Below are 22,875 nucleotides of genomic sequence, written 5' to 3' on the forward strand. Positions count from 1 at the left end.
CCAAATTGGTGTTTGACTTGCTCATTACTTTTTATCGCTTTTTCTAATGATCCGTTAGGATCGTTAGGGCAGTTTAATACTCGTTGTTCAGTTTTCAAAGAGCAATCTTTTTTCGTGTTGTCGGCGTGTGTCTCGTCGGCGACAAGAAATAATATATCACAGGGGCCCGTTTAATTGCAACCCCTTTTTGAAAGTTTTTTTAAAAAAGTTACTTTTATCGGTATGAACGGGCATTCAGCGCATATCGTGACAGCTCTTTCGGGGAGGCAATTCGGGCGTACATTCTAAAGATGACTTTATACCTTCTTGTAATGGCTGTCTTAATATCACCGTCTAATCTTGAATCACTGAGATCCAATAACATCTCATCTAATTCCTTGCGAAGGACGTAGTCGAGTTCTTTGCATTCTTTATCGTTGAACAGTATTCCGAGCATAGCCGTGAGCGACCTCCTTTAGATGTAAAGCGCGCAAATGGATCGTCTTAGAACTAAGCGCAAATGACTGATGCCAATGTAATGGCTGCACAGATTACGTTTCACTGCTGATTATATGTTTTAAAAAAACTCATAATCAAAGCATGAACGGCTGTCATCATCCTTGCGGCATAAGCTCGTTCGCGGAGATATATAAGTACATTCATAAGTGACCACTTATAAATTCTTATATACGAACAAAAAAGCAACATCTCACGCAAATGCGTTACGACACTGCTTTACTGTTATGCTCAAATATTGGAAAAATTATTACATTTTTAACAACCAGATTGTAATAGTACTTTCAATTACAGAAGCAATGAGCAACGATACGGTTAAAATAACCATGACCGGGACGCTCCTAATAACGAATGTTTCGATATCACGTCCGATTACAGGCAGCTTTGATCTAGTGAATAATAAGGATCCTAACCCTTTAAATGAGAGAACTCCAAAACGCAACCCATAGGCACATGCAATAATAATTGCTGGAATTTCAATGATTCCGTGCGGAAGAAGTCCCTTCACGACGACTTCGAATACCTGGGCCCCCCCATGCAGACCCGCGATATTTTGCAACAAATATCCAATTACCATGCCATTAATCACAAGAAATAGTAGCGGTACAATCCCAAGAAACGCGCCGATATACATGACTAGAATCGATTTGATCGCATTGTTTAGAAATATGACGATAATCATCGTTAATGTAGGGTTTTTGGATTGATCAATAAAATTAGTCAACTGCCCTAACCCTTCTATTTGACTGTCCAGAAAAGCATGGAATGCCGGATTTGTGCCTCCAATAACCATCCCTGCAAAAAATAAAATAAAACCAAACGCAATATAATGATTCATTTGCTTGAAATGGTCTATTATAGCTGCACGCTTAAACATGTAATCATCTCCTAATACGTAAGTTTCCAAATATAGATGAATATCTTTGGTGTACGAGCATAGATTGTACAACAAGCGTAAATGACTTAAGCCTTCCATGGTGGCCTTAAGCTCGACGCGCGCTAAAGATAACAGAGTATAACGGTGACATTATACTTTCTTATCTTTGTACAAGCTTCTATTAGAAAGGAGAGCTCTTTCTCATGAGTTTCTTTTATGTGTTGAATGGACAAAAGCTGAAAAGGTATTTTCTAATTGCAATCGCGCTAGTGTTTTCAGTTGGCATCATCTATGCCGAACGCGACAACATTACAGTCTTCGCACCGCAGCAGCCGGCTGCCATCTACAGTGTACCGACGGACAAAAAGGTCGTCTCTCTGACCTTCGACATTAGCTGGGGCGATAAGCGTACGGAACCCATTCTTAATGTGCTTAAAGAAAAGAACGTCAAACAGGCAACCTTTTTCTTATCATCACCTTGGAGCAAATCTCATCCTGATATTGTGAAAAAAATATTGGATGCAGGATTTGAAATCGGAAGTCACGGTCATAAGCACGACAACTACAGCAAGCTAAGTGATGAAGAAATCCGCAAGCAGATTACAACCGCACATTCCATCTTGTCCGATATGATCGGTAAACAACCGAATTTGATAAGGCTGCCAAACGGGGATTTTGATAAAAGGGTACTTCGCATTGCAGATGATCTTCAATATAAAGTCATCCAGTGGGATACGGATTCACTTGATTGGATGAATATCGGTACGGATAAAATTATTAACCGTGTCGTAACAAGAGCTCATCCTGGTGATATCATTCTTCTCCACGCAAGCGATTCTGTAAAACAAACACATGAGGCTCTTCCCGTCATTATTGATCAGCTCCGCGAGAAAGGCTATGATTTTGTTTCAGTATCCGCCTTGCTTTCACAAACAGAAATCGACGGCAAAGCCGTGCAGGATAAGACGTCGTCTACCTTCCCGCAGCTTAATGCCGCCGCTTTAGAATAAATCCTTATACAACTGGCTTTGCGGCAATTGCTGCAGGGTCGGTTGTTTCTTTTTTGGCCATTCGATGCATCATCATAATTTGGTACGCATTACAAATGAATAATGGGATCATCATAAATACAATAGCAGATACATTTGTTTCCCCTTGCAGAGCTGGCCATGCTTCAATGAAAGTAATTACGAACATGAGGAACATGGTTGGAATAAACGCTGTTTTGTTCGTTTGCTTCACTTTCAACCACGACACGAGGAAAGAGAAAATCAGCAGGACAAGCGGCAGCACCCAGAAAAACCAATTGTTTACTCGTTGCTCAAACAACAGATAACCTAAGCCTGCAACCGCAAATAAGGTTGTGTAGCCTTGAAGCGTGTTCCATAAATATTTTTTGCCAAATACGCTAAGTGCAATATAGTTTAGTGATAAGTAAGCAAAGAAGCCCATTTGACTAAATGCACCTATCATCAAGCCTACCATAGCCATCATTAATGCATTAAAACCAGCGGCTTTTAATCCTAAAAATCCAAAGGATGGATCTGTCCATTGCATAATCGCACCGGCAATCACACAGACTACCGCCCCTACCGCCATAGTGCTCCAAAATAAAAAGAACCACTTTTTTAAATTCACGTTCATTTTCCTCCTGAAAGTTGAAGTTGAAGCTTGCTTCCACAATACCCTTTATTTTACCACGTTCGCAACAAAAAGCTAATTGCTGTCCATGATAATAAGGTGAACAATGCGCATAATAAGATTACAGATCCATATTTTCTAGATGGTTTTCCAGCTAATTTGAACATAGATGTGCGGACATAGGAAGGAGATAACGAAAATATGCGCATTCGATGGACTTTATTACCACTATTAGCGGCAATGGCAATCGTTTTAACAAGCTGCGGCGCTGAGTCCTCAGGTGGTGGTGGTGGTCAGCAAGTAAGTTATAAGGATATGAAAACGATGGTTATCGATATTTTGAAAACAGAGGATGCTCAAAAGGCGCTGCAGCAATCCTCACAGCAGCTAACTGGCTATAGTGGTCAGACCTCGAAGCTGTTATCCATTCAAGATCAGGAAGAAGTTCGTTTAGCTGTAAAGGATGTGCTTATCTCTCCCGATTACGACAAAGTCATTAAGAAGCTGATGACGGACACTCGCTTTGCAGGAGAATTTGCAAAAGCAATTAATAAACAAAATAAAGATATTCATAAAGAGCTAATTAAAGATCCTGGTTATCAGTCTGAATTAGTTAAAGTGCTTAAAACACCGGAAATGGATAAAATGATTCTCGAGGTGCTGCAAAGCACGCAGTATCGCAAGCAAGTAATGTCCTTAATGCAGGAATCGATGCAAAATCCTTTGTTTCGACTAGAAGTTCTTGATCTTATGAAGAAAGCTGTACAAGATGAACTTAAGCCTCCTCCTGATGAAAAAGTGGATAAGAAAAAAGAAGAAGATTCAGAAAAGGCATCGGATGATGAAGAACAGAAAAGTGAAGAAGCAAGTGGAGAAGCTAGCGGAGAATAAGGTTAGCGTATTCTTATAGAGTTATTTTTAAGCAAAAAAAACAAAAGCCCGAACAACTTGTCCAATGAAGCATTTACAATGCGTCAGAAAACAAATGTTCGGGCTTTATTAATTGATACTAACCATTAATTTGCGTATTTACTTAAAACACGATCCGCTAACTCTAAATACAGCTTGCCGGTTTCTGAGTCAGCCTTGTAAACGGAAGGAGCAAAATCTGGTTCAGACACATGATTATCCGGTGCGCCAAGCGGAATTTGTGCAAGCAGCTCCGAATGAAGCGTCTCAGCAAGACGAGCGCCGCCTCCGCGCCCGAATACATATTCCTTTTCCCCAGTTGCAGCAGACACGTAATAAGACATATTTTCGACGATACCGATGATTTCATGCTCCGTCTTAATCGCCATCGCCCCTGCTCTTGCCGCTACAAATGCAGCAGTAGCGTGTGGTGTAGTGACGATAATTTCTTTGCTTTGCGGAATGATCTGATGTACGTCAAGGGCTACATCACCGGTACCTGGCGGCAAGTCCAGCAATAAATAGTCCAGCTCGCCCCATTCAATTTCTTGAAAGAAGTTGCGAAGCATTTTGCCAAGCATCGGTCCACGCCATACGATCGGGCTGTTGTCTTCGACGAAGAAACCCATCGACATGACCTTAACGCCGAATTTCTCAATCGGAATAACACGTTCATTGATGACTTCCGGACGCTCCTCGATGCCCATCATATCGGGCACGCTAAAGCCGTAGATGTCAGCGTCAATGATTCCGACGCGCTTGCCCTTGCGGGCTAAGGCGACCGCTAAATTGACGGTCACCGTTGATTTGCCGACGCCGCCCTTGCCGCTGGCGATGGCGATGAACTGCACTCCGCTGCTAGGATCCAGCAGCGGGTTTGCCAGCCCGGCCCCGTGCCCCTGCACAGGTGCGGGCCCGCCAGCTTTGCCGGCACCGGCGCTAGCCGCGGCCGGCGCTTTAGCTGCCGCAGGCTGCGAAGCAGCGCCTGCGACAGGCGCAGCCTCGTCACGAAACCGGCAATGCACGGTTTCGGCGCCTAGGTGCGCCAGAGCCTCGCGGAGCGAGGCTTCCAGCGCGGGCTGCGCAGCCGCGCTAACCCCGAGGACCGTCATGGAAACCTGACGGTCCTTAACCATAACATCGCGGATGACTGCCTTCTCCGCGCTATATTTTGCCCTCACTGAATCGACGGCCTCTATTACTTGCTCACGTGCTAGCATAATATGTATCCCACCTTTTGTAATGATAGTTATACGATAATCATTATTCATTATAACATAGGTTCTACTTCCAGAAGTGTACTTCCACTTAGCTTCTCACCCGAGCTATACCTTAGTATGCCCTGATAGATCGATGCAGCAACCTTACGCTGATATTCGGCATCAGCAAGTCTCTGTGCTTCACCTGGATTAGATAAGAAGCCAACCTCAACAAGAGCGGTCGGAATATCCGTCAATGTTTTGAGTAAATATACATCCTTTACTGTATTGGCAAGGCGATTCGTATTTTCAAGATTACGTTTAATCTCATCCTGTATAAATGTTGCGAGAGCCACATTGTCAGGATGATTCCCCTCCTGATAAAAGGTTTGTGCTCCTGACCATTTCGCGGATGGAATGCTGTTCATATGGATGCTGATTACTGCTGCAGGTTTATTTTGACTGATCAAAGCCGCCCGCTTTTTCAAATCCTCTGTCTTACGTTTACTGTAAGCGCGCGAATCACCTGTGGCCAAATCGTAATCTCCTTCACGCGTCATAATGACAACCGCCCCTGCTTGCTGTAAATAATCGCGTAAATATAAAGCAATCGCCAAATTTAAATCCTTCTCAATAACCCCTTGCTTACTGACCGCTCCGCCATCCGCTCCTCCATGCCCCGCATCTATCGCAATCGTCTTACCCGAGAGCGGCATCGTCCAGTAGGACCACGTTTCATTATTTGGCATACTTCTTCCAAGCAAAATACCAGTAACCGTAATAACTAGTAAACCAATACCTATTCGAATTGCCCCTTTGTACGTCATCCAAATAACAACATGCCGACCGATTCGGCGCATAAAAAAACCACCTCGTCCTCCATCTAAATGAATGATCATTTCTTATCAGTTAGGATAAGCCTATGCTCACTTTCATTTATATGGGACGAGGCGGTCGATTATGAAAAATTAAAGTGTTAGACGACAGGCTGCTCAGACATACCTTCAATAAGAATTTTCGCAACCTCTGGTCGTGAAAATTCCGGAGGAGGGCAAATCCCGTCACGCAGCAATGCGCGGACCTTCGTACCTGAAAGGGTCAAATGATGCTCTTTATCGTGCGGGCATGTTTTAGTCGTACCCATATTGCCGCATTTTTTGCAGAAGAAGCTATGCTCGAAATAGAGCGGCGTAATGCCCAGATCTTCAACTGGAATGGTTTTTAGCAGATCCTGTGCTTCATAAGTACCATAGTAGTCACCTACACCAGCATGATCGCGTCCTACAATAAAGTGTGTACAACCGTAGTTTTTACGAACAATCGCATGGAAAATCGCTTCACGAGGGCCCGCATAACGCATAGCCGCTGGAAATACGCCTAGAAACACGCGATCCTTCGGATAGTAGTTTTCGAGCAATGCAAGGTACGAAGTCATACGCACGTTCGCCGGTACATCATCCGATTTCGTTTCCCCAACCAGCGGGTTTAAAAATAATGCATCAACAATTTCCATCGCTGTTTTCTGAATATATTCATGAGCCCGGTGCACAGGGTTGCGAGTTTGGAAGCCAACTACCGTTTTCCAGCCTTTTTCTGCAAAAATACGACGCGTTTCCGATGGCTCAAAGTAGAACTCTTCAAACTTCTCAGGCTGCGGACGATTCAAAACGGTAATGTCTCCGCCAATATGAGTCGTAGGACGTTCGAACAGCTTTTCTACTCCTGGATGCGCAAGATCATCAGTTTTGAACACATTAATGGCTTCTAGCTTATGATCAACCGTGTAGATGCTATTAATGTCTATTACAGCATAGATAACGCCGTCCTCACCGATTAATGCTGCGCGATGTCCTGCAGCAAATTCAGCCGCTTTCGACTCTTCTACCGCAAGGGTAATAGGTATGCTCCAAACCGTGCCATTCGCTAGACGCGTGCTTTCAACTACAGAACGGTAATCCGCCTCATTCATAAAGCCCGTTAACGGAGAAAATGCTCCTACTGCTATTAAATCCAAATCAGATATTGTCCACGTATTAATTAAGATAAATGGCAGTGATTTTGCTTCGTATAACAATGCTTCACGTTGATCGCCATTAGCGACTCGGTTAACCAGTACGCCGCCGTGCGGTAAAATTTGAGTCATAACTTTGTGTATCCTCCTTATTTATGCAGTCCGCATTCTGTTTTTTCTTGACCGGACCAACGTCCAGCGCGTGGGTCTTCTCCTGGCATAACTTTCCGAGTACATTGTTCACAGCCTATGCTCGGGTAGTTTTGATCGTGCAATGGGTTATAAATAACATTATTGTCGCGTATATAATTCCAGACATCCTCAGAAGTCCAATGAGCGATTGGGTTAAATTTGATAAGACCGAACTTTGTATCATATTCAATTTTTTTTGAATTTGCACGTGTAGGAGCTTGATCGCGACGTATACCCGTTATCCAAGCATCATACTTCGATAAGATATTCGTAAGAGGTTTAACTTTACGTATATTACAGCAAGCATTGGCATCAGATTTCCATAGCTCTTCTCCAAATTGTGCTGCTTGCTCTTCTGGCGTTATTTCAGGGCTTACTTTAACAAACGGAATTCCAGGGTATCTTTCCACCATAAGATCACGAGTCTCATAGGTTTCCTTAAAATGAAAATCTGTATCTAAGTAAAAAATATCTGTTGTCGGGCTCACCTTTTGGAGCATATCGACTAGAACTACGTCCTCTGCACCGAAACTGCATGCAAATGTAAGATTAGGAAATACTTCAACCGCATAAGCCAATATTTCTTCCGGCGACGCGGTTTCGAGTTCTTCTGCCTTTTGCTTAACTAAAGCTTCTTTTTCAAAAAGGTTCATTGTCATACCCTCCGTTGTTAATTCCTATTGGTTTAGTTTGTATTTAAATTATACGACCTAAATCACCGAAGTTCAATAACCAGTTCACTCCAAAATGAAATAAAGTTTATATTTCCTACTGGTTTAAATGGTCTTCGCCATCTTTGATGGCCTAAACTCGTTACATAATGAAGTATATAGACGAGTTAAAGACGGAACTTATACTTTTTTATATTCAAAAAAAGAACAAAAAAATGCCTTCTCTGATAAACAGAGAAGGCATTTGTCGTATAAATTAACGTTTCGAGAATTGTGGAGCGCGACGAGCCGCTTTAAGACCGTATTTTTTACGTTCTTTCATACGCGGATCACGTGTCAGGAAGCCCGCACGTTTTAGAGCTGGACGGAATTCAGGATCTGCTTTAAGCAGAGCGCGTGAAATACCGTGACGGATAGCACCGGCTTGACCGGACATTCCGCCGCCGTTAGCGATTACTAGTACATCGTAGTTTGACAATGTATCAGTAAGGTTAAGCGGTTGTTTTACAATCAGTTTAAGAGTTTCTAAACCGAAATATTCATTAAGGTCGCGTTTGTTAATAATGATTCGTCCTTCACCCGGCACAAGACGTACACGTGCAACAGAGTGTTTACGACGACCGGTTCCATAGTATTGCACTTGAGCCATGAAACTTGTCCTCCTCTTTATTACCCGCGAAGTTCGTAAACTTCAGGGTTTTGTGCTTGATGTGGATGTTCCGCACCTGCGTATACTTTAAGTTTAAGCTTCATTTTGTCGCCAAGACGGTTCTTAGGCAACATACCATGTACCGCGAATTCGATAACGCGCTCTGGTTTGTTTTTGATCATCTCGTTAGCAGGGGTAACTTTCAAACCACCTGAATACATCGAGTGACGGTAGTACATTTTGTCAGTGAATTTCTTACCTGTCAAATGAATTTTCTCAGCGTTGATAACAACGACGAAATCGCCTGTATCAACATGAGGAGTAAATGTAGGTTTGTGCTTGCCGCGAATCAGGGCAGCTACTTCACTAGCCAAACGGCCTAGTGTTTTGCCTTCCGCATCAACGACGAACCATTTACGCTCAACTTCATTTGACTTAGCCATATAAGTGGTACGCATGGATGATCCTCCTTAATTTCTTACATTAATCGTTTTTATAACAACGTAATCGTTGGTTTGTTAGTCATTGTAGTTCGCCAAGTTTGTGACAATCTCAGTCGGGGCTGTGGGATAGCCACTTCGAAAGCACAAGTTATATTCTACTATAAATAATAGCTAAGTGCAAGTGAATTATACGCTTTTATTATAGCTATCTACTGGAATATTCAACACTCAATAACATCAATCCATGCGGCATTGCCGTAGGTCCAGCCAAAGATCGATTTCGACCTTCTAAAATAGTTTTCACTTCTGACGAAGCTAACTTGCCTTCGCCTACCCACAGTAAAGTTCCCATTATGACACGGACCATATTATACAGAAAACCGTTGCCTGTAACGTACATATGGACTATTGGTCCCTCTTGTACGAAATAAGCTTCATAGATTGATCGGATATGATGAGGCTTCGTTGAATGAATGGATGTAAATGAAGAAAAGTCATGCTCGCCGACCAAGCAATGAATCCCTTCACGCATCGCATCAACATCCAGTGGAGTCGGATGATGAAAGCGGTATTGGCGACCGAACACATCTGGAAATTTCCCGGTATCAATCGTGTATCGATACGTTTTACGTTTTGCAGAGCGTCTCGCATGAAAATGCTCCGGCACCTCGAGTGCTTCAATAATAACAATATCCTTCGGCAATCGAGTGTTTAGCGCAATTGCCCAACGTTCTGTTGGTATTGTTGACTCAGTGTAGAAGTTAAATACTTGACCTTGCGCATGCACGCCAGCATCCGTACGTCCAGAGCCAATGATTAATATAGACTCTCCCGTTAGCTTCTTTAATGCCTTCTCAATTTCGTTTTGAACCGTTCTGCCATACGGCTGCGTTTGAAACCCGTTGAAACCAGCTCCGTCATAGCTCACTTTGACGCAAATATTGCGCAAATTTCACCATCCCCCTATAGCCTCGGAATGTTTGTTTTAAAGCTGCTGATTCTCTCCTGTGAACCTATCAACATACAAGCTGCTTACGTCCTCTCCAGCCGCTCACACGGCGTTAAGGACACGCTTCTTCAATTAAGCTTCAGCGTTTGCGCTATTGCGCTATTTCGTTCTCCTCTGCCGCTTTACACGGGCAGTAAGAATATGCCTCTGAGTATGCAATGCTGCATACTTACATTCATTATAGCCATTAGTATGGCGTATTAGGATGTGCTTCTGCGAACTAACGTCCCCATTTGCCGTATTCACCGCAGATTTGACACGCTTGTAGTTGATTGATGGTGTTAAAGGAGTACATCAGGGTGTTCCAAATAAAAAAAGGTGGCCACAAGGGTCCACCCTTTTCTCTTCATACAAGCATGATCAAGGTTTAACGCTGTGGACATGCTTATATATTAACGTGAAACGGCATCGTCCTTAAGAAAGGACGATTTGTACGTTTCTCGTATGTTGGATCAATTACGCACGATCAACTAGTTCTAAGTAAACCATAGGCGCAGCGTCGCCGCGACGGGGTCCTAGTTTCAAAATACGCGTGTATCCGCCAGCACGTTCCGAGTAACGGGTAGCCAGTTCGGAGAATAGCTTTTGAATAGCGTCTTGTTGTCCGTCTACAGTTTCGCGACGAACATAAGCAGCTACTTGACGACGAGCATGAAGATCACCTTGCTTAGCTTTAGTGATCAGTTTCTCAGCGATAGAACGAACTTCTTTCGCTTTTGCTTCAGTCGTTTGAATACGCTCATAAAGGAACAAGTCAGTAACGAGGTCACGGAACAAAGCTTTCCGTGCACTAGCGTCACGTCCTAATTTTTGATATGCCATCTTGTTTTCCCCTCCCTTGCAATTTTGTCTTCACTAGTTGGTTACTACTCTTCCATGCGAAGGCCCAAACCGAGCTCTTCAAGCTTCTCTTGTACTTCCTCAAGGGATTTACGGCCCAAGTTACGAACCTTCATCATGTCCTCTTCGGATTTCGTGATCAGCTCTTGAACGGTATTGATGCCAGCGCGTTTCAAGCAGTTGTAAGAACGGACGGAAAGATCAAGTTCCTCGATCGTCATCTCTAGAACTTTCTCCTTCTTATCTTCTTCCTTCTCAACCATAATTTCCGCGTCTTTGGCTTCATCGGTCAATCCGACAAACAAATCCAAGTGCTCAGTTAATATTTTTGCGCCGAGGCTTACAGCCTCTTCCGGTCTAATACTGCCATCAGTCCAAACTTCAAGCGTTAGCTTGTCATAGTTTGTTACTTGACCTACGCGAGTATTTTCTACGCTGTAATTAACACGAGTAATTGGTGTGTAAATCGAATCGACAGGTATTACCCCAATCGGTTGTTCATCTTTCTTGTTGCGGTCCGCTTGCACGTAACCGCGTCCCCGATTAGCAAATACCCGCATATGGAGCCGCGCGCCGGAGGCCAAGGTTGCGATGTGAAGATCAGGGCTTAAAATCTCGACATCGCTATCAGCTCGAATGTCGCCCGCTGTAATATTCCCTTCGCCTTCCGCGTCGATTTCCAACACTTTTTCTTCATCAGAGTGGATTTTCAACGAGAGGCCTTTCAGGTTCAGAATGATTTCGGTAACATCCTCAATCACTCCGGGAACCGTAGAGAACTCATGTAACACTCCGTCGATTTGAACCGAGGTTACTGCCGCACCCGGCAAAGACGACAACAAAATTCGGCGAAGCGAATTCCCAAGAGTCGTGCCGTAGCCGCGCTCCAGCGGTTCGACGACGAAACGTCCGTAAGTTCCTTCGTCGTTCAAATCTACGGTTTCGATTTTCGGCTTTTCGATCTCAATCACTAATAGTACCCTCCTTCAAACGTCGCTCCGTTACCTTACCGTTAATTATGTCAAATCTTGTAGTATGCCAAACCTTCACAACCATTATTCACAAGTTGTTGATATTTGATACCACAGCTGATCTAACTATACGCGACGACGTTTCGGAGGACGGCATCCATTATGAGGAACTGGTGTTACGTCTTTAATGAGGTTAACTTCCAATCCAGCAGCTTGAAGCGAGCGAATTGCTGCTTCACGGCCAGCGCCTGGTCCTTTTACCATCACTTCGACAGTTCTCATGCCATGCTCCATAGCAGCTTTCGCTGCAGTTTCAGCAGCCAATTGTGCTGCGAACGGCGTGCTCTTACGTGAGCCTTTGAAACCCATGTTTCCAGAGCTCGCCCATGAAATAGCATTTCCGTGTGGATCCGTGATCGTAACGATCGTATTGTTGAACGTTGAGCGAATGTGCGCAACGCCAGTCTCAATATTTTTCCGGTCGCGACGTTTCGTACGAACGACTTTTTTTGGTTTAGCCATTGTCCATTATCCCCCTTTCTTATTTCTTCTTGTTAGCTACAGTCCGACGAGGACCTTTGCGAGTACGAGCATTTGTTTTCGTACGTTGACCGCGAACAGGTAGACCACGACGGTGACGAAGACCACGATAGCATCCGATTTCAGTCAAGCGTTTGATGTTTAGTGAAATTTCACGACGTAGGTCGCCTTCCACTCGAACTGATTTGTCGATTGCTTCACGCAAACGAGCCAATTCGTCTTCAGTTAGATCACGAACGCGAGTATCAAAGCTCACTTCGGATTCTTTCAAAATTCTTTGCGATGTTGTTTTACCAATACCGAAAATGTACGTCAGGGCAATTTCGACGCGTTTATCACGCGGCAAGTCCACACCAGATATACGTGCCATAGGCTATATTCCCCTCCTTCTATCCTTGTTTTTGTTTGTGTTTCGGATTTTCACAAATCACCATAACGTTGCCTTTGCGACGAATGACTTTGCACTTTTCGCAAATCGGCTTTACCGAAGGTCTTACCTTCATTGTGATTACCTCCCGAATCTTTCGTAAGTAAGCCTCATAGAGCTACTTACGATAGGTGATGCGCCCTCTTGATAAATCATAAGGCGATAACTGTATAACCACTTTGTCTCCTGTCAGGATGCGAATAAAATGCATTCTGAGCTTACCGGAAACGTGTGCGAGAATTTGATGACCGTTCTCCAGCTCCACCTTGAACATGGCATTCGGCAACGGCTCTATAACCGTTCCTTCGACCTCAATGACGTCTTCCTTAGCCACCGTCATTCTCCTTTCGCATACGCGTACTTCTGAATCACATAACGCAACTTGGCATTGGTCACTCTGCCTGTTTCAAGCAAACTGCTTGATACCTCTTGACTAATGGCAGGTAATAACTCGAGATGTAGAACGTTCTTTTTCTTCGGTTGATCGAATCGGCGTTTGTTGCCGTCCACAATCATCACGAATCGTTCATCGACGATAGCAATGATGACGGCATAGCTTTCTTCATCTTTACCACGAAGTACTTTGACTAACTGACCAATCTGGGGACGAGCTGCCATCGTCATAACTATGGCTGCTTCGGCAAAATGGTCAATATTTCAAAGCCGTCCTCAGTAACGGCTACCGTGTGCTCGAAATGAGCGCACCATGAACCGTCTTCCGTTACGACCGTCCAATTGTCTTCAAGTGTACGGACATAGCGTTCACCAATGTTGACCATTGGTTCTATTGCAAGCACCATTCCCGGTTTAAGACGCGGACCGCGATCTGGCAAGCCGTAGTTTGGAATTTGTGGTTCCTCATGAAGGTCCGCACCAATTCCATGTCCTACATACTCACGGACAACCGAATACCCTGCATCTTCAATTACCTTTTGAATAGCGTGCGATATTGTATATAATCTCACATCGGGCTTGATTAACTGCAGTCCCGCATATAGCGATTGCTCCGTTACTTCAAGCAGTTTTTGAACCTCATTAGAAACTGTTCCGACCGCGTAGGTCCAAGCTGAATCACCATGAAATCCTTCGAACTGTGCGCCGATATCGATGCTTATAATATCGCCTTCGTTCAACTTGCGTGAACCAGGGAAGCCGTGCACCAGCTCGTCATTCACAGAAGCGCAAATGCTCGAAGGAAAACCATTGTAACCTTTGAAGGATGGAATCGCATTTTGGCTTTTAATGTACGTTTCAGCGATTTGGTCAAGCTCACGAGTAGTGATACCTGGTTTCACAGCTTCCGACATTAAACGATGCGTTTCCGCAACGATGCGTCCAGCTTCTCTCATATATCGCAGTTCCGAATCGGATTTGCAAATAATCATTACAATGAACCTCGCAGGTTGGAAATGATGTCTGCTGTTACAACATCAATATCCTTCTCGCCGTCGACTTCGCGCAGGAGACCTTTATCACTATAGTAATTAAGTAGAGGAGCAGTTTTGGATGTATACTCATCCAAACGCGTGCCTACCTTTTCTTCTGTATCATCTGAACGTTGATACAATTCTCCACCGTCTTTGTCGCAAATACCTTCGACCTTAGACGGATTAAAAATTACATGATAGGTCGTTCCACAAGTTCTACAGATGCGTCTACCCGTCAAGCGAGCAAGCAGCAGTCCGCGGTCAACCTTTAGATTAACAACATGGTCAATATTGCGGCCAAGTTCTACAAGCATACTGTCAAGCGCTTCAGCTTGCTGCAGTGTGCGCGGAAAACCATCAAGCAAAAACCCTTTGTTGCAATCCTCTAGTGCCAGACGTTCTTTAACAATACCATTCGTAATCTCATCGGGAACGAGCAGTCCTTGATCGACATACTCCTTCGCTTTGAGCCCGAGTGCAGTTCCTTGTTTCATAGCGAGGCGGAATGCGTCGCCAGTGGAAATGTGGGGAATACCGAACTCTTCTACGATCCGTTCAGCTTGAGTACCTTTACCGGCTCCCGGAGGGCCCATGAATAAAATGTTCATTGCTGAGTTCCTCGCTTTAAGCACAATAGGTTCGGGCGGGTTCCGCACCATCGGATAGACGAAAGCGGAAGCCCGGTCAGAACCTATTGTTATTTATTGATAAACCCTTTGTAATGGCGTTTGATCAACTGGCTCTCGATTTGCTTCATCGTGTCAAGTGCAACTCCGATAACGATAAGCAGCGAGGTGCCGCCTAGTTGCACAGAGCGCGGTAGTCCAGCAAGTGATCCGAAGAACACAGGAAGAACAGAGATAACAGCAAGGAAAACTGCGCCTGTTAACGTAATCCGCGACATAACGCGAGTTAAGTAAGCGGATGTCGGTTTACCAGGACGAATTCCAGGAATGTATCCACCATTTTTCTTCATCTGATCAGCCATTTGAACCGGATTAATTTGCACGAAAGTATAGAAGAAGGTAAAACCGATAATTAGCAATACGTACAATACCATACCCAGCGGTTGGTCATAGCTCATATTATTAATTATCCAGTCTGCCCAAGGTTGGGTAGCAAAGAATTGTGCAATCGTAATAGGGAACATAATGAGCGACACTGCGAAAATGACCGGAATAACTCCTGCGCCATTCACTTTCATAGGAATATGTGTCGATTGTCCACCATACATCTTCCGTCCAACAACACGTTTAGCGTATTGTACGGGGATTTTACGAATACCCTGTTGTACAAAGATGACACCCACAATGATTGCGATGATCGCAATCAGAATCAATACCATCTTAACGATGTTCAAAAACAGTTGATCTTGTGCACCTACGAATTGATCTTGATAGATCGTCCGAATGTGTCCAGGGATACCAGCTGCGATTGCTGCGAAGATCAGAATCGAAATACCATTTCCGATTCCTTTTTCGGTAATTTGTTCACCGAGCCACATCAAGAAAGCAGTACCTGCAGTCAAAATAATAGCGATCAGTAAGTAATCAACGAATGTTGCTCCAACGATCATTTCATAACCGTATTGACGGTTAAATCCGATAGCTGTCGCAAAACCTTGCACTAAACCTAGACCAACTGTACCGTAACGAGTAATTTGCGCGAGATTACGTTTACCGTTCTCGCCTTCCTTTGCCCACTCCGCAAACTTGGGAATAACATCCATAGATAACAGCTGTACGATAATCGAAGCTGTAATATATGGCGTAATTCCGATTGCGAGAATTGAGAATTGGAACAAAGCACCGCCGGAAAACGTGTTAAGCAAGCCGAACAGATCCGAACCGGCTTGATCAACCTGCTTAAACACATCTTTATTTACACCTGGTACCGGTATAAATGAACCGATACGATAAATGAGTAGAATGAAAAGGGTGAAAAGGATCCTTGTACGAAGATCCGCCACTTTCCAAATATTGGATACGGTTTTGAACAATTAGATCACCTCGGTTTTACCGCCGGCAGCCTGGATTTTCTCTACCGCAGATTGAGAGAACTTGTTTGCTTTTACAGTAAGTTGAACGTTAACTTCACCATTACCCAAAATCTTAATTCCTGCGAGTGGGTTTTTAACAATCCCGGTCTCAAGAAGTACATCTGGAGTGACTTCAGTACCTGCTGCAAATGCATTTAGCTCTTCAATGTTGACAATTGCGTACTCTTTACGGAAGACGTTGTTAAATCCACGCTTCGGCACTCGACGATACAATGGGTTTTGTCCGCCCTCGAATCCAGGACGAACGCCGCCACCGGAACGAGCGTTTTGCCCTTTGTGACCACGACCTGCTGTTTTGCCGTTACCGGAACCGATACCCCGACCTTTGCGCTTAGGCGCTTGGGTCGACCCGGGTGCTGGAGCTAGCTCATGCAATTTCATCGTTCGTGCACCTCCTTATATATTTCTAACGAAATGTACTAACTTTAAACTTCTTCTACTTTGATCAAGTGGCTGACATGATTAACCATGCCGCGAATAGCCGGGCTATCGTTCAAAACAACAGCTTGACGAATCTTTTTAAGACCCAAAGATTCAACCGTTGCGCGTTGTTTCTCGTTGCGACCGATCAAACTGCGAACGAGGGTGATTTGCAATTTTGCCATCGTATTTCCCTCCTTAGCGTAACAGCTCTTCGACTGTTTTCCCACGTAACTTTGCAACTTCTTCTACACGTTTCAAACGTGAAAGACCTTCGAGCGTTGCGTTAACCATGTTCATGGAGTTCGAAGAACCGAGCGATTTGGTCAAAATGTCGCCGACGCCAGCAAGTTCAAGAACTGCACGAACCGGGCCACCAGCGATAACGCCTGTACCTTCAGATGCAGGCTTCAAGAGAACTTCTCCAGCGCCGAAATGTCCGAGGACAAGATGTGGAATTGTTGTTCCAACGATTGGAATGTGGATCAGGTTTTTCTTAGCATCTTCAATACCTTTGCGGATTGCGTCAGGTACTTCGCCTGCTTTACCGATCCCTGCGCCAACGTAGCCTTTACCGTCGCCGACAACTACTAGTGCGCTAAAGCTAAAGCGGCGTCCGCCTTTAACAACTTTAGATACACGATTGATATTAACTACTTTTTCAGTCAGTTCTAACGTATTTGGATCTACACGCAAGTCGTTTAACCTCCTTATAAATAAAGTCGATTAGAATTCAAGGCCAGCTTCGCGAGCTGCAGTAGCTAGTGCCTGAATTCTGCCGTGATACAAGTAACCGCCGCGATCAAATACTACTTGGGTTACCCCTTTCGCTTGAGCGCGTTTCGCAACCAATTCTCCGACTTTAGCAGCAGCTTCGATGTTTCCACCGTTGCTGATCGCTTCAACCAATTCTTTATCCTGTGTGGATGCAGATACGATTGTTACTCCTGATACATCGTCGATTAATTGTGCGTACATATGCTTGGAGGAACGGAATACAGATAGACGCGGACGTGCAGCTGTACCGTTAATTTTTTTACGAACACGTAGGTGTCTTTTCAGACGCGCCTTGTTTTTGTCGCCTTTCGTAATCATACAAAGTTCACTCCTTTCCTTATGCCTTAAACCACTATCTTAAGCAAACTTGCTGTTTGCTTATTTCTTCTTACCGGACTTACCTTCTTTACGGATGATGCGTTCGCCTTCATACTTGATACCTTTACCTTTATACGGCTCAGGCTCACGTACGGAACGGATTTTAGCAGCAGTTGCGCCTACGAGCTCTTTGTCGATACCGCGAACAGTAATTTTCGTGTTAGCAGGTACATCAAACTCGATTCCATTATCCGGAGCGATCTCCACTGGATGAGAATAACCGACGTTAAGTACGATTTTATCACCAGATTTACTTGCACGGTAACCAACGCCTACTAGCTCCAAGTTTTTCGAGAAGCCTTCAGTAACTCCGCTCACCATGTTAGCGATGATGCTGCGAGTTGTTCCGTGCAGGGAGCGATGCAATTTATTATCGGAAGGACGTTCTACTAGGATTTCTGTTTCCGTAACATTCACTTGCATTTCTTTGTGAAATTCACGGGAAAGAGTTCCTTTCGGTCCTTTTACAGTAATAACTGTGTTGTCCAAGTTGATGCTTACGCCGTTAGGCACTTGGATTGGTTTGCGACCAATACGGGACATTGTTACACCTCCTATCTTTGTGACTTGTTACTTACCATACGTAGCAGACTACTTCGCCGCCTGATTTAACTTGACGAGCTTCTTTATCCGTCATAATACCTTTGGAAGTGGAAATAATAGCAATTCCAAGTCCTCCGAGCACGCGAGGGATTTCAGTTGATTGCGTGTAAACGCGCAAACCTGGTTTGGAAATACGCTTCAAACCTGTAATAACGCGCTCTTGGTTAGGGCCGTATTTCAGAAAAATACGGATAATCCCTTGTTTGTTGTCCTCGATATATTCAGCATCGCGTATGAAACCCTCACGCTTAAGAATTTCAGCGATTTGCTTCTTCAATTTCGAAGCGGGCATTTCTACGGTTTCGTGACGAACGACATTCGCGTTACGAATACGCGTCAACATATCTGCAACCGGATCAGACATAACCATTGTGTTAACCTCCTTCCCGAACTAGGCTGATTACCAGCTTGCTTTTTTAACGCCAGGAATCTGGCCCTTATGTGCTAACTCGCGGAAACAAATCCGGCAAATTTTAAACTTTTGCAAAACAGAATGCGGACGGCCGCAACGCTCACAGCGCGTATATGCTTGCACTTTAAATTTCGGTGTGCGTTGTTGCTTCACTTTCATCGAAGTTTTTGCCACTGGGTATTACACCTCCTAAAAGTGGATTACTTCGTGAACGGCATGCCCATTTGGGTCAGCAATTCACGAGATTCTTCGTCCGTTTTTGCCGTCGTGACGATGACGATATCCATACCGCGTACTTTATCAACTTTATCGTACTCGATTTCTGGGAATATCAATTGCTCTTTCAAGCCAAGCGTATAGTTACCGCGGCCATCAAATGCTTTATTGGATACACCACGGAAGTCGCGTACACGCGGAAGGGAAATGTTAATCAGCTTGTCAAGGAAGTGGTACATGCGCTCACCGCGCAATGTTACTTTAACTCCGATTGGCATGTTCTCACGAAGCTTGAAGCCTGCAATAGACTTCTTCGCACGAGTTACGACTGGTTTTTGACCGGAAATGATACGTAGTTCTTCAACAGCTACATCTAGGATTTTCGAATTGGAAACCGCTTCGCCAACCCCCATGTTGATAACAATCTTCTCAACTTTCGGTACTTGCATGACTGACGTATAGTTGAACTTCTGCATAAGAGCAGGAGTTATTTCGTTAAGAAAGCGACCTTTCAATCTTGCTACCATTGTTCATGGACCTCCTTTCATACAGTGACGGTTAGTCGATTACTTCTCCGGAACGTTTCGCGATCCGAACTTTCTTGCCGTTGTCTAGCACTTTGTATCCGATACGTGTTACTTTACCGCTTTTCGGATCGATATGCATAACGTTTGACACGTGAACTGGTGCTTCTTGTTCGATAATACCGCCCTGTGGATTCGTTTGAGATGGACGAGTATGTTTCTTCACCATGTTAACACCTTCTACGAGAACGCGGTTTTCACGCGGGTACGCAGCGATAATACGGCCCTTCTTACCTTTGTCTTTACCGGTAATGACGATAACCGTATCGTCTTTTTTCACGTGCAATTTGTTGTTATGAGATTCGAGTACTTTTTTCAGCCTTGGCATGAGTTACACCTCCTGCACGCTTGTGCTTTCAAGCTTATATATGGTTAATTAGATAACTTCTGGTGCTAACGATACGATTTTCATGAAATCTCTATCGCGTAGTTCACGGGCAACAGGTCCAAAGATACGTGTGCCACGCGGGCTCTTATCTTCTTTTACGATTACAGCTGCATTCTCATCGAATGCGATGTATGAACCGTCTTTACGACGTACCGAACGCTTTGTGCGAACGATAACGGCTTTAACAACGTCACCTTTTTTGACAACGCCGCCTGGTGTTGCTTGTTTTACTGAGCAAACGATCAAATCGCCGATGTGTCCAACGCGACGTCCCGTTCCACCAAGTACACGGATACACATCAATTGTTTTGCGCCAGAGTTGTCAGCAACTGCTAAGCGCGAAAATGGTTGAATCATTTCAACGTCCTCCTTTCGGAAAAATGCTCAGATACTGCATACGCTCATTAAATAACAATCGCAACTTCAACAATCTCTACTAGTCTGAAGCGCTTGTCTTTCGATAGCGGACGAGTCTCCATGATTTTCACGATGTCGCCAATTTTCGCTTGGTTATCTTCATCATGCGCTTTATATTTCTTCGTGTATTTAATGCGTTTATGGTACAAGTCGTGTTTTTTGTATGTTTCAACAGCAACAACGATTGTTTTGTCCATTTTATCGCTTACCACTTTGCCGATTTGAACTTTGCGGGCATTGCGTTCGCTCATGTTCTTCCTCCTTCCTTCAGCCGTGATTATACTTTCATGCAAGGTTTTTACTAGCTGCTGATTCCGAGTTCTCTTTCACGCAAAACGGTTTTAGCACGAGCTATTTCCTTACGTACGTCACGGATCCGAGTCGGGTTATCCAGTTGGCCAGTAGCCAATTGGAAACGAAGGTTGAAAAGCTCTTCTTTAAAACCAGTTACCTGCTGTTCAATCTCAGCGGAGGTTAGGTTACGAATATCACTAGCTTTCATTTGCTTCACCACCCACTTCTTCGCGCTTCACGAACTTCGTCTTAATTGGCAATTTATGAGCCGCAAGACGCATCGCTTCACGAGCGGTTTCTTCAGATACGCCAGCCAATTCAAACAGGATTTTACCTGGTTTAACGACTGCTACCCATTTCTCAACGTTACCTTTACCACTACCCATACGCACTTCTAGAGGCTTTTGAGTAATTGGTTTCGCTGGGAATATTTTGATCCACACTTTACCGCCACGTTTAATGTAACGTGTCATTGCGATACGAGCCGCTTCGATCTGACGGTTCGTGATCCATGATGGCTCAAGTGCTTGAAGACCATATTCACCAAATGCTACAGTTGTGCCGCCTTTAGCGCGACCCTTCATATGACCGCGTTGTTGTTTACGGTGTTTTACACGTTTAGGTACCAACATGATTAGTTGCCTCCTTCCTGGGGAGCTTTCTTCTTAGTCGGAAGGACTTCGCCACGATAGATCCATACTTTAACGCCAATTCGGCCGTATGTTGTTGCCGCTTCAGCTGTGCCGTAGTCAATATCGGCGCGCAGCGTATGAAGAGGTACTGTTCCTTCGCTGTAGCCTTCCGAACGTGCGATTTCCGCGCCGCCGAGACGTCCGCTTACTGCGGTTTTAATCCCTTTAGCACCTGAACGCATGGAGCGTTGAATAGCTTGCTTCAATGCGCGACGGAAAGATACACGACGCTCAAGTTGTTGTGCGATGCTTTCAGCTACAAGAATAGCGTCAAGATCAGCATATTTAATTTCAGAGATGTTGATGTGAACCTTTTTGCCTTTAGTGATTTTACCAAGCTCTGTACGAAGGTTTTCAACCTCAGAACCGCCTTTACCAATAACCATACCTGGTTTAGCAGTTTGGATTGTAACGTTCACTCGGTTAGCTGCACGTTCGATCTCGATATGAGAAACAGCTGCGTCTTTCAGCTTGTTTTTCAAATATTCGCGAATTTTAACGTCTTCCATAAGAAGATCGCCGAAATCTTTACCCGCGAACCATTTGGATTCCCAATCACGGATAACTCCGATACGAAACCCTACTGGATTTACCTTTTGACCCACACGTAATCCCTCCTTTATTTTTCAGATACCACCAAGGTAATGTGGCTGGTTCTTTTATTAATCCGGCTTGCGCGACCCATCGCACGAGGACGGAAACGTTTCATCGTCGGCCCTTGGTTTACGAAAGCTTGCGATATAACCAATTTATTAACATCGAGCTGATAGTTATGCTCAGCGTTAGCAATAGCAGAGTTAAGCAGCTTCTCCAGAATTGGGGATGCAGACTTAGGCGTGTGACGCAAAATTGCGATCGCTTCACCCACTTGCTTACCGCGAATCAAATCCGCAACTAGCATAGCTTTACGAGGAGCAATACGAATAAATTTAGCGTGCGCTTTAGCTTCTGTCATGTAGGAACCTCCTCTCGTTCATTTAGAGATTTATTAGGGCAAATTAACGTCTGCCCGTTTTCTTGTCTTCGCCGGCATGGCCTTTATACGTACGAGTCGGTGCGAATTCACCGAGTTTATGTCCTACCATATCTTCCGTTACATATACCGGCACGTGCTTGCGTCCGTCATATACTGCAAACGTGTGTCCAATGAATTGCGGGAAAATGGTCGAGCGGCGGGACCAGGTTTTGATAACGACTTTTTTCTCAGTTTCGTTCAATACCTCGACTTTTTTAAGCAGGTAACCGTCGATAAACGGACCTTTCTTTAAACTGCGACCCATTTGAGTTCCTCCCTTCATATAAGCAGTTGCGATACATTTGTATCACGCTATTCG

The 22,875-nt window shown here is 44.4% G+C and carries 38 protein-coding genes; 2 read left to right on the top strand and 36 right to left on the bottom strand.

The features are described from left to right. Positions 1–214: 214 nt before the first annotated feature. Complete coding sequence (locus AC0YN7_RS27730) at positions 215–436, bottom strand: hypothetical protein (protein ID WP_475813259.1); 222 nt, start codon at positions 434–436, stop codon at positions 215–217. Positions 437–745: 309 nt separating this feature from the next. Then, a complete protein-coding gene (locus tag AC0YN7_RS27735) occupies positions 746–1,372 on the bottom strand; it encodes a stage II sporulation protein M (protein ID WP_475813260.1) in 627 nt (208 codons plus the stop codon). 203 nt (positions 1,373–1,575) lie between these two features. Here AC0YN7_RS27735 and pdaB point away from each other — a divergent pair, with 203 nt between their 5' ends. Next, complete coding sequence (gene pdaB / locus AC0YN7_RS27740; RefSeq protein WP_475813261.1) at positions 1,576–2,382, top strand: polysaccharide deacetylase family sporulation protein PdaB; 807 nt, start codon at positions 1,576–1,578, stop codon at positions 2,380–2,382. A 4-nt stretch (positions 2,383–2,386) separates the two neighbouring features. Here pdaB and AC0YN7_RS27745 read toward each other — a convergent pair whose 3' ends face one another. Then, on the bottom strand, positions 2,387–3,010 hold the full coding sequence (locus tag AC0YN7_RS27745; RefSeq protein ID WP_475813262.1) for a KinB-signaling pathway activation protein: 624 nt from the start codon (positions 3,008–3,010) through the stop codon (positions 2,387–2,389). A 204-nt stretch (positions 3,011–3,214) separates the two neighbouring features. Between AC0YN7_RS27745 and gerD the strand changes: the two genes are divergently transcribed. Continuing rightward, a complete protein-coding gene (gene gerD / locus AC0YN7_RS27750) occupies positions 3,215–3,904 on the top strand; it encodes a spore germination lipoprotein GerD (protein ID WP_475813263.1) in 690 nt (229 codons plus the stop codon). Between the two features lie 125 nt (positions 3,905–4,029). Here gerD and AC0YN7_RS27755 read toward each other — a convergent pair whose 3' ends face one another. From AC0YN7_RS27755 to rpsS, 33 genes are all read right to left on the bottom strand, one after another. Then, complete coding sequence (locus AC0YN7_RS27755) at positions 4,030–5,142, bottom strand: Mrp/NBP35 family ATP-binding protein (RefSeq protein WP_475813264.1); 1,113 nt, start codon at positions 5,140–5,142, stop codon at positions 4,030–4,032. 50 nt (positions 5,143–5,192) lie between these two features. Continuing rightward, positions 5,193–5,981 carry an N-acetylmuramoyl-L-alanine amidase CwlD gene (gene cwlD / locus AC0YN7_RS27760; RefSeq protein WP_475813265.1) on the bottom strand — a complete coding sequence of 263 codons (789 nt, stop codon included), beginning with the start codon at positions 5,979–5,981 and terminating at the stop codon, positions 5,193–5,195. 116 nt (positions 5,982–6,097) lie between these two features. Continuing rightward, complete coding sequence (gene sat / locus AC0YN7_RS27765) at positions 6,098–7,264, bottom strand: sulfate adenylyltransferase (RefSeq protein ID WP_475813266.1); 1,167 nt, start codon at positions 7,262–7,264, stop codon at positions 6,098–6,100. A gap of 17 nt (positions 7,265–7,281) precedes the next feature. Continuing rightward, the gene (locus AC0YN7_RS27770) at positions 7,282–7,977 is read right to left on the bottom strand and encodes a phosphoadenylyl-sulfate reductase (RefSeq protein ID WP_475813267.1); all 696 of its coding nucleotides are present in this window, start codon (positions 7,975–7,977) and stop codon (positions 7,282–7,284) included. A gap of 274 nt (positions 7,978–8,251) precedes the next feature. After that, the gene (rpsI, locus tag AC0YN7_RS27775; RefSeq protein ID WP_054025303.1) at positions 8,252–8,644 is read right to left on the bottom strand and encodes a 30S ribosomal protein S9; all 393 of its coding nucleotides are present in this window, start codon (positions 8,642–8,644) and stop codon (positions 8,252–8,254) included. 20 nt (positions 8,645–8,664) lie between these two features. Then, positions 8,665–9,102 carry a 50S ribosomal protein L13 gene (rplM, locus tag AC0YN7_RS27780; protein ID WP_235240409.1) on the bottom strand — a complete coding sequence of 146 codons (438 nt, stop codon included), beginning with the start codon at positions 9,100–9,102 and terminating at the stop codon, positions 8,665–8,667. Positions 9,103–9,292: 190 nt separating this feature from the next. Continuing rightward, on the bottom strand, positions 9,293–10,036 hold the full coding sequence (gene truA / locus AC0YN7_RS27785) for a tRNA pseudouridine(38-40) synthase TruA (protein WP_475813268.1): 744 nt from the start codon (positions 10,034–10,036) through the stop codon (positions 9,293–9,295). A 516-nt stretch (positions 10,037–10,552) separates the two neighbouring features. Beyond that, on the bottom strand, positions 10,553–10,918 hold the full coding sequence (gene rplQ, locus AC0YN7_RS27790; RefSeq protein ID WP_235240408.1) for a 50S ribosomal protein L17: 366 nt from the start codon (positions 10,916–10,918) through the stop codon (positions 10,553–10,555). A 44-nt stretch (positions 10,919–10,962) separates the two neighbouring features. Beyond that, the gene (locus AC0YN7_RS27795) at positions 10,963–11,907 is read right to left on the bottom strand and encodes a DNA-directed RNA polymerase subunit alpha (RefSeq protein WP_475813269.1); all 945 of its coding nucleotides are present in this window, start codon (positions 11,905–11,907) and stop codon (positions 10,963–10,965) included. A 126-nt stretch (positions 11,908–12,033) separates the two neighbouring features. After that, positions 12,034–12,429, bottom strand: a complete 396-nt coding sequence (gene rpsK / locus AC0YN7_RS27800; RefSeq protein ID WP_475813270.1) for a 30S ribosomal protein S11 — start codon at positions 12,427–12,429, stop codon at positions 12,034–12,036. Between the two features lie 19 nt (positions 12,430–12,448). Further along, a complete protein-coding gene (rpsM, locus tag AC0YN7_RS27805; protein ID WP_475813271.1) occupies positions 12,449–12,817 on the bottom strand; it encodes a 30S ribosomal protein S13 in 369 nt (122 codons plus the stop codon). Between the two features lie 19 nt (positions 12,818–12,836). Then, the gene (gene rpmJ / locus AC0YN7_RS27810) at positions 12,837–12,950 is read right to left on the bottom strand and encodes a 50S ribosomal protein L36 (protein WP_003333770.1); all 114 of its coding nucleotides are present in this window, start codon (positions 12,948–12,950) and stop codon (positions 12,837–12,839) included. Between the two features lie 42 nt (positions 12,951–12,992). Next, on the bottom strand, positions 12,993–13,208 hold the full coding sequence (gene infA / locus AC0YN7_RS27815) for a translation initiation factor IF-1 (RefSeq protein ID WP_015847200.1): 216 nt from the start codon (positions 13,206–13,208) through the stop codon (positions 12,993–12,995). A gap of 2 nt (positions 13,209–13,210) precedes the next feature. Further along, positions 13,211–13,492 carry a hypothetical protein gene (locus AC0YN7_RS27820; RefSeq protein WP_475813324.1) on the bottom strand — a complete coding sequence of 94 codons (282 nt, stop codon included), beginning with the start codon at positions 13,490–13,492 and terminating at the stop codon, positions 13,211–13,213. A gap of 8 nt (positions 13,493–13,500) precedes the next feature. Then, a complete protein-coding gene (gene map, locus AC0YN7_RS27825; protein ID WP_475813272.1) occupies positions 13,501–14,259 on the bottom strand; it encodes a type I methionyl aminopeptidase in 759 nt (252 codons plus the stop codon). Continuing rightward, positions 14,259–14,909, bottom strand: a complete 651-nt coding sequence (locus AC0YN7_RS27830) for an adenylate kinase (protein WP_475813273.1) — start codon at positions 14,907–14,909, stop codon at positions 14,259–14,261. Before AC0YN7_RS27830 ends, map begins: the two co-directional genes overlap by 1 nt. 89 nt (positions 14,910–14,998) lie before the next feature. Continuing rightward, a complete protein-coding gene (gene secY, locus AC0YN7_RS27835; protein WP_475813274.1) occupies positions 14,999–16,300 on the bottom strand; it encodes a preprotein translocase subunit SecY in 1,302 nt (433 codons plus the stop codon). After that, a complete protein-coding gene (gene rplO / locus AC0YN7_RS27840) occupies positions 16,301–16,741 on the bottom strand; it encodes a 50S ribosomal protein L15 (RefSeq protein ID WP_475813275.1) in 441 nt (146 codons plus the stop codon). 44 nt (positions 16,742–16,785) lie between these two features. After that, positions 16,786–16,965: a 50S ribosomal protein L30 gene (rpmD, locus tag AC0YN7_RS27845; protein ID WP_475813276.1), complete on the bottom strand. Its 180-nt coding sequence runs from the start codon at positions 16,963–16,965 to the stop codon at positions 16,786–16,788. 13 nt (positions 16,966–16,978) lie between these two features. Then, positions 16,979–17,476 carry a 30S ribosomal protein S5 gene (gene rpsE / locus AC0YN7_RS27850; RefSeq protein WP_475813277.1) on the bottom strand — a complete coding sequence of 166 codons (498 nt, stop codon included), beginning with the start codon at positions 17,474–17,476 and terminating at the stop codon, positions 16,979–16,981. Positions 17,477–17,506: 30 nt separating this feature from the next. Further along, positions 17,507–17,875: a 50S ribosomal protein L18 gene (gene rplR, locus AC0YN7_RS27855; RefSeq protein WP_475813278.1), complete on the bottom strand. Its 369-nt coding sequence runs from the start codon at positions 17,873–17,875 to the stop codon at positions 17,507–17,509. A gap of 60 nt (positions 17,876–17,935) precedes the next feature. Beyond that, entirely contained in the window at positions 17,936–18,478 is a 543-nt protein-coding gene (gene rplF, locus AC0YN7_RS27860) for a 50S ribosomal protein L6 (RefSeq protein WP_475813279.1), read from the bottom strand. A gap of 31 nt (positions 18,479–18,509) precedes the next feature. Then, complete coding sequence (gene rpsH, locus AC0YN7_RS27865; protein WP_138756281.1) at positions 18,510–18,908, bottom strand: 30S ribosomal protein S8; 399 nt, start codon at positions 18,906–18,908, stop codon at positions 18,510–18,512. A 30-nt stretch (positions 18,909–18,938) separates the two neighbouring features. Then, complete coding sequence (locus AC0YN7_RS27870) at positions 18,939–19,124, bottom strand: type Z 30S ribosomal protein S14 (protein ID WP_115995323.1); 186 nt, start codon at positions 19,122–19,124, stop codon at positions 18,939–18,941. A 26-nt stretch (positions 19,125–19,150) separates the two neighbouring features. Continuing rightward, entirely contained in the window at positions 19,151–19,693 is a 543-nt protein-coding gene (gene rplE, locus AC0YN7_RS27875) for a 50S ribosomal protein L5 (protein ID WP_475813280.1), read from the bottom strand. 31 nt (positions 19,694–19,724) lie between these two features. After that, entirely contained in the window at positions 19,725–20,078 is a 354-nt protein-coding gene (gene rplX / locus AC0YN7_RS27880) for a 50S ribosomal protein L24 (protein ID WP_475813281.1), read from the bottom strand. Between the two features lie 48 nt (positions 20,079–20,126). Then, entirely contained in the window at positions 20,127–20,495 is a 369-nt protein-coding gene (rplN, locus tag AC0YN7_RS27885; RefSeq protein WP_076271425.1) for a 50S ribosomal protein L14, read from the bottom strand. Between the two features lie 47 nt (positions 20,496–20,542). Beyond that, positions 20,543–20,806: a 30S ribosomal protein S17 gene (gene rpsQ, locus AC0YN7_RS27890; RefSeq protein WP_475813282.1), complete on the bottom strand. Its 264-nt coding sequence runs from the start codon at positions 20,804–20,806 to the stop codon at positions 20,543–20,545. 50 nt (positions 20,807–20,856) lie between these two features. Beyond that, positions 20,857–21,057 (bottom strand): 50S ribosomal protein L29, encoded by a 201-nt coding sequence (gene rpmC, locus AC0YN7_RS27895; RefSeq protein WP_475813283.1) that lies wholly within the window; start codon positions 21,055–21,057, stop codon positions 20,857–20,859. Next, positions 21,047–21,481 (bottom strand): 50S ribosomal protein L16, encoded by a 435-nt coding sequence (gene rplP / locus AC0YN7_RS27900; protein WP_054025320.1) that lies wholly within the window; start codon positions 21,479–21,481, stop codon positions 21,047–21,049. The genes rpmC and rplP overlap by 11 nt, the downstream gene beginning before the upstream one ends. A 2-nt stretch (positions 21,482–21,483) precedes the next feature. Beyond that, complete coding sequence (rpsC, locus tag AC0YN7_RS27905) at positions 21,484–22,146, bottom strand: 30S ribosomal protein S3 (protein WP_475813284.1); 663 nt, start codon at positions 22,144–22,146, stop codon at positions 21,484–21,486. Positions 22,147–22,160: 14 nt separating this feature from the next. Further along, positions 22,161–22,496: a 50S ribosomal protein L22 gene (gene rplV, locus AC0YN7_RS27910; RefSeq protein ID WP_475813285.1), complete on the bottom strand. Its 336-nt coding sequence runs from the start codon at positions 22,494–22,496 to the stop codon at positions 22,161–22,163. Between the two features lie 43 nt (positions 22,497–22,539). Beyond that, entirely contained in the window at positions 22,540–22,821 is a 282-nt protein-coding gene (gene rpsS / locus AC0YN7_RS27915; protein WP_056635975.1) for a 30S ribosomal protein S19, read from the bottom strand. Positions 22,822–22,875 lie beyond the last annotated feature (54 nt).

It is taken from the genome of Paenibacillus sp. J31R122 (genome assembly GCF_056269185.1).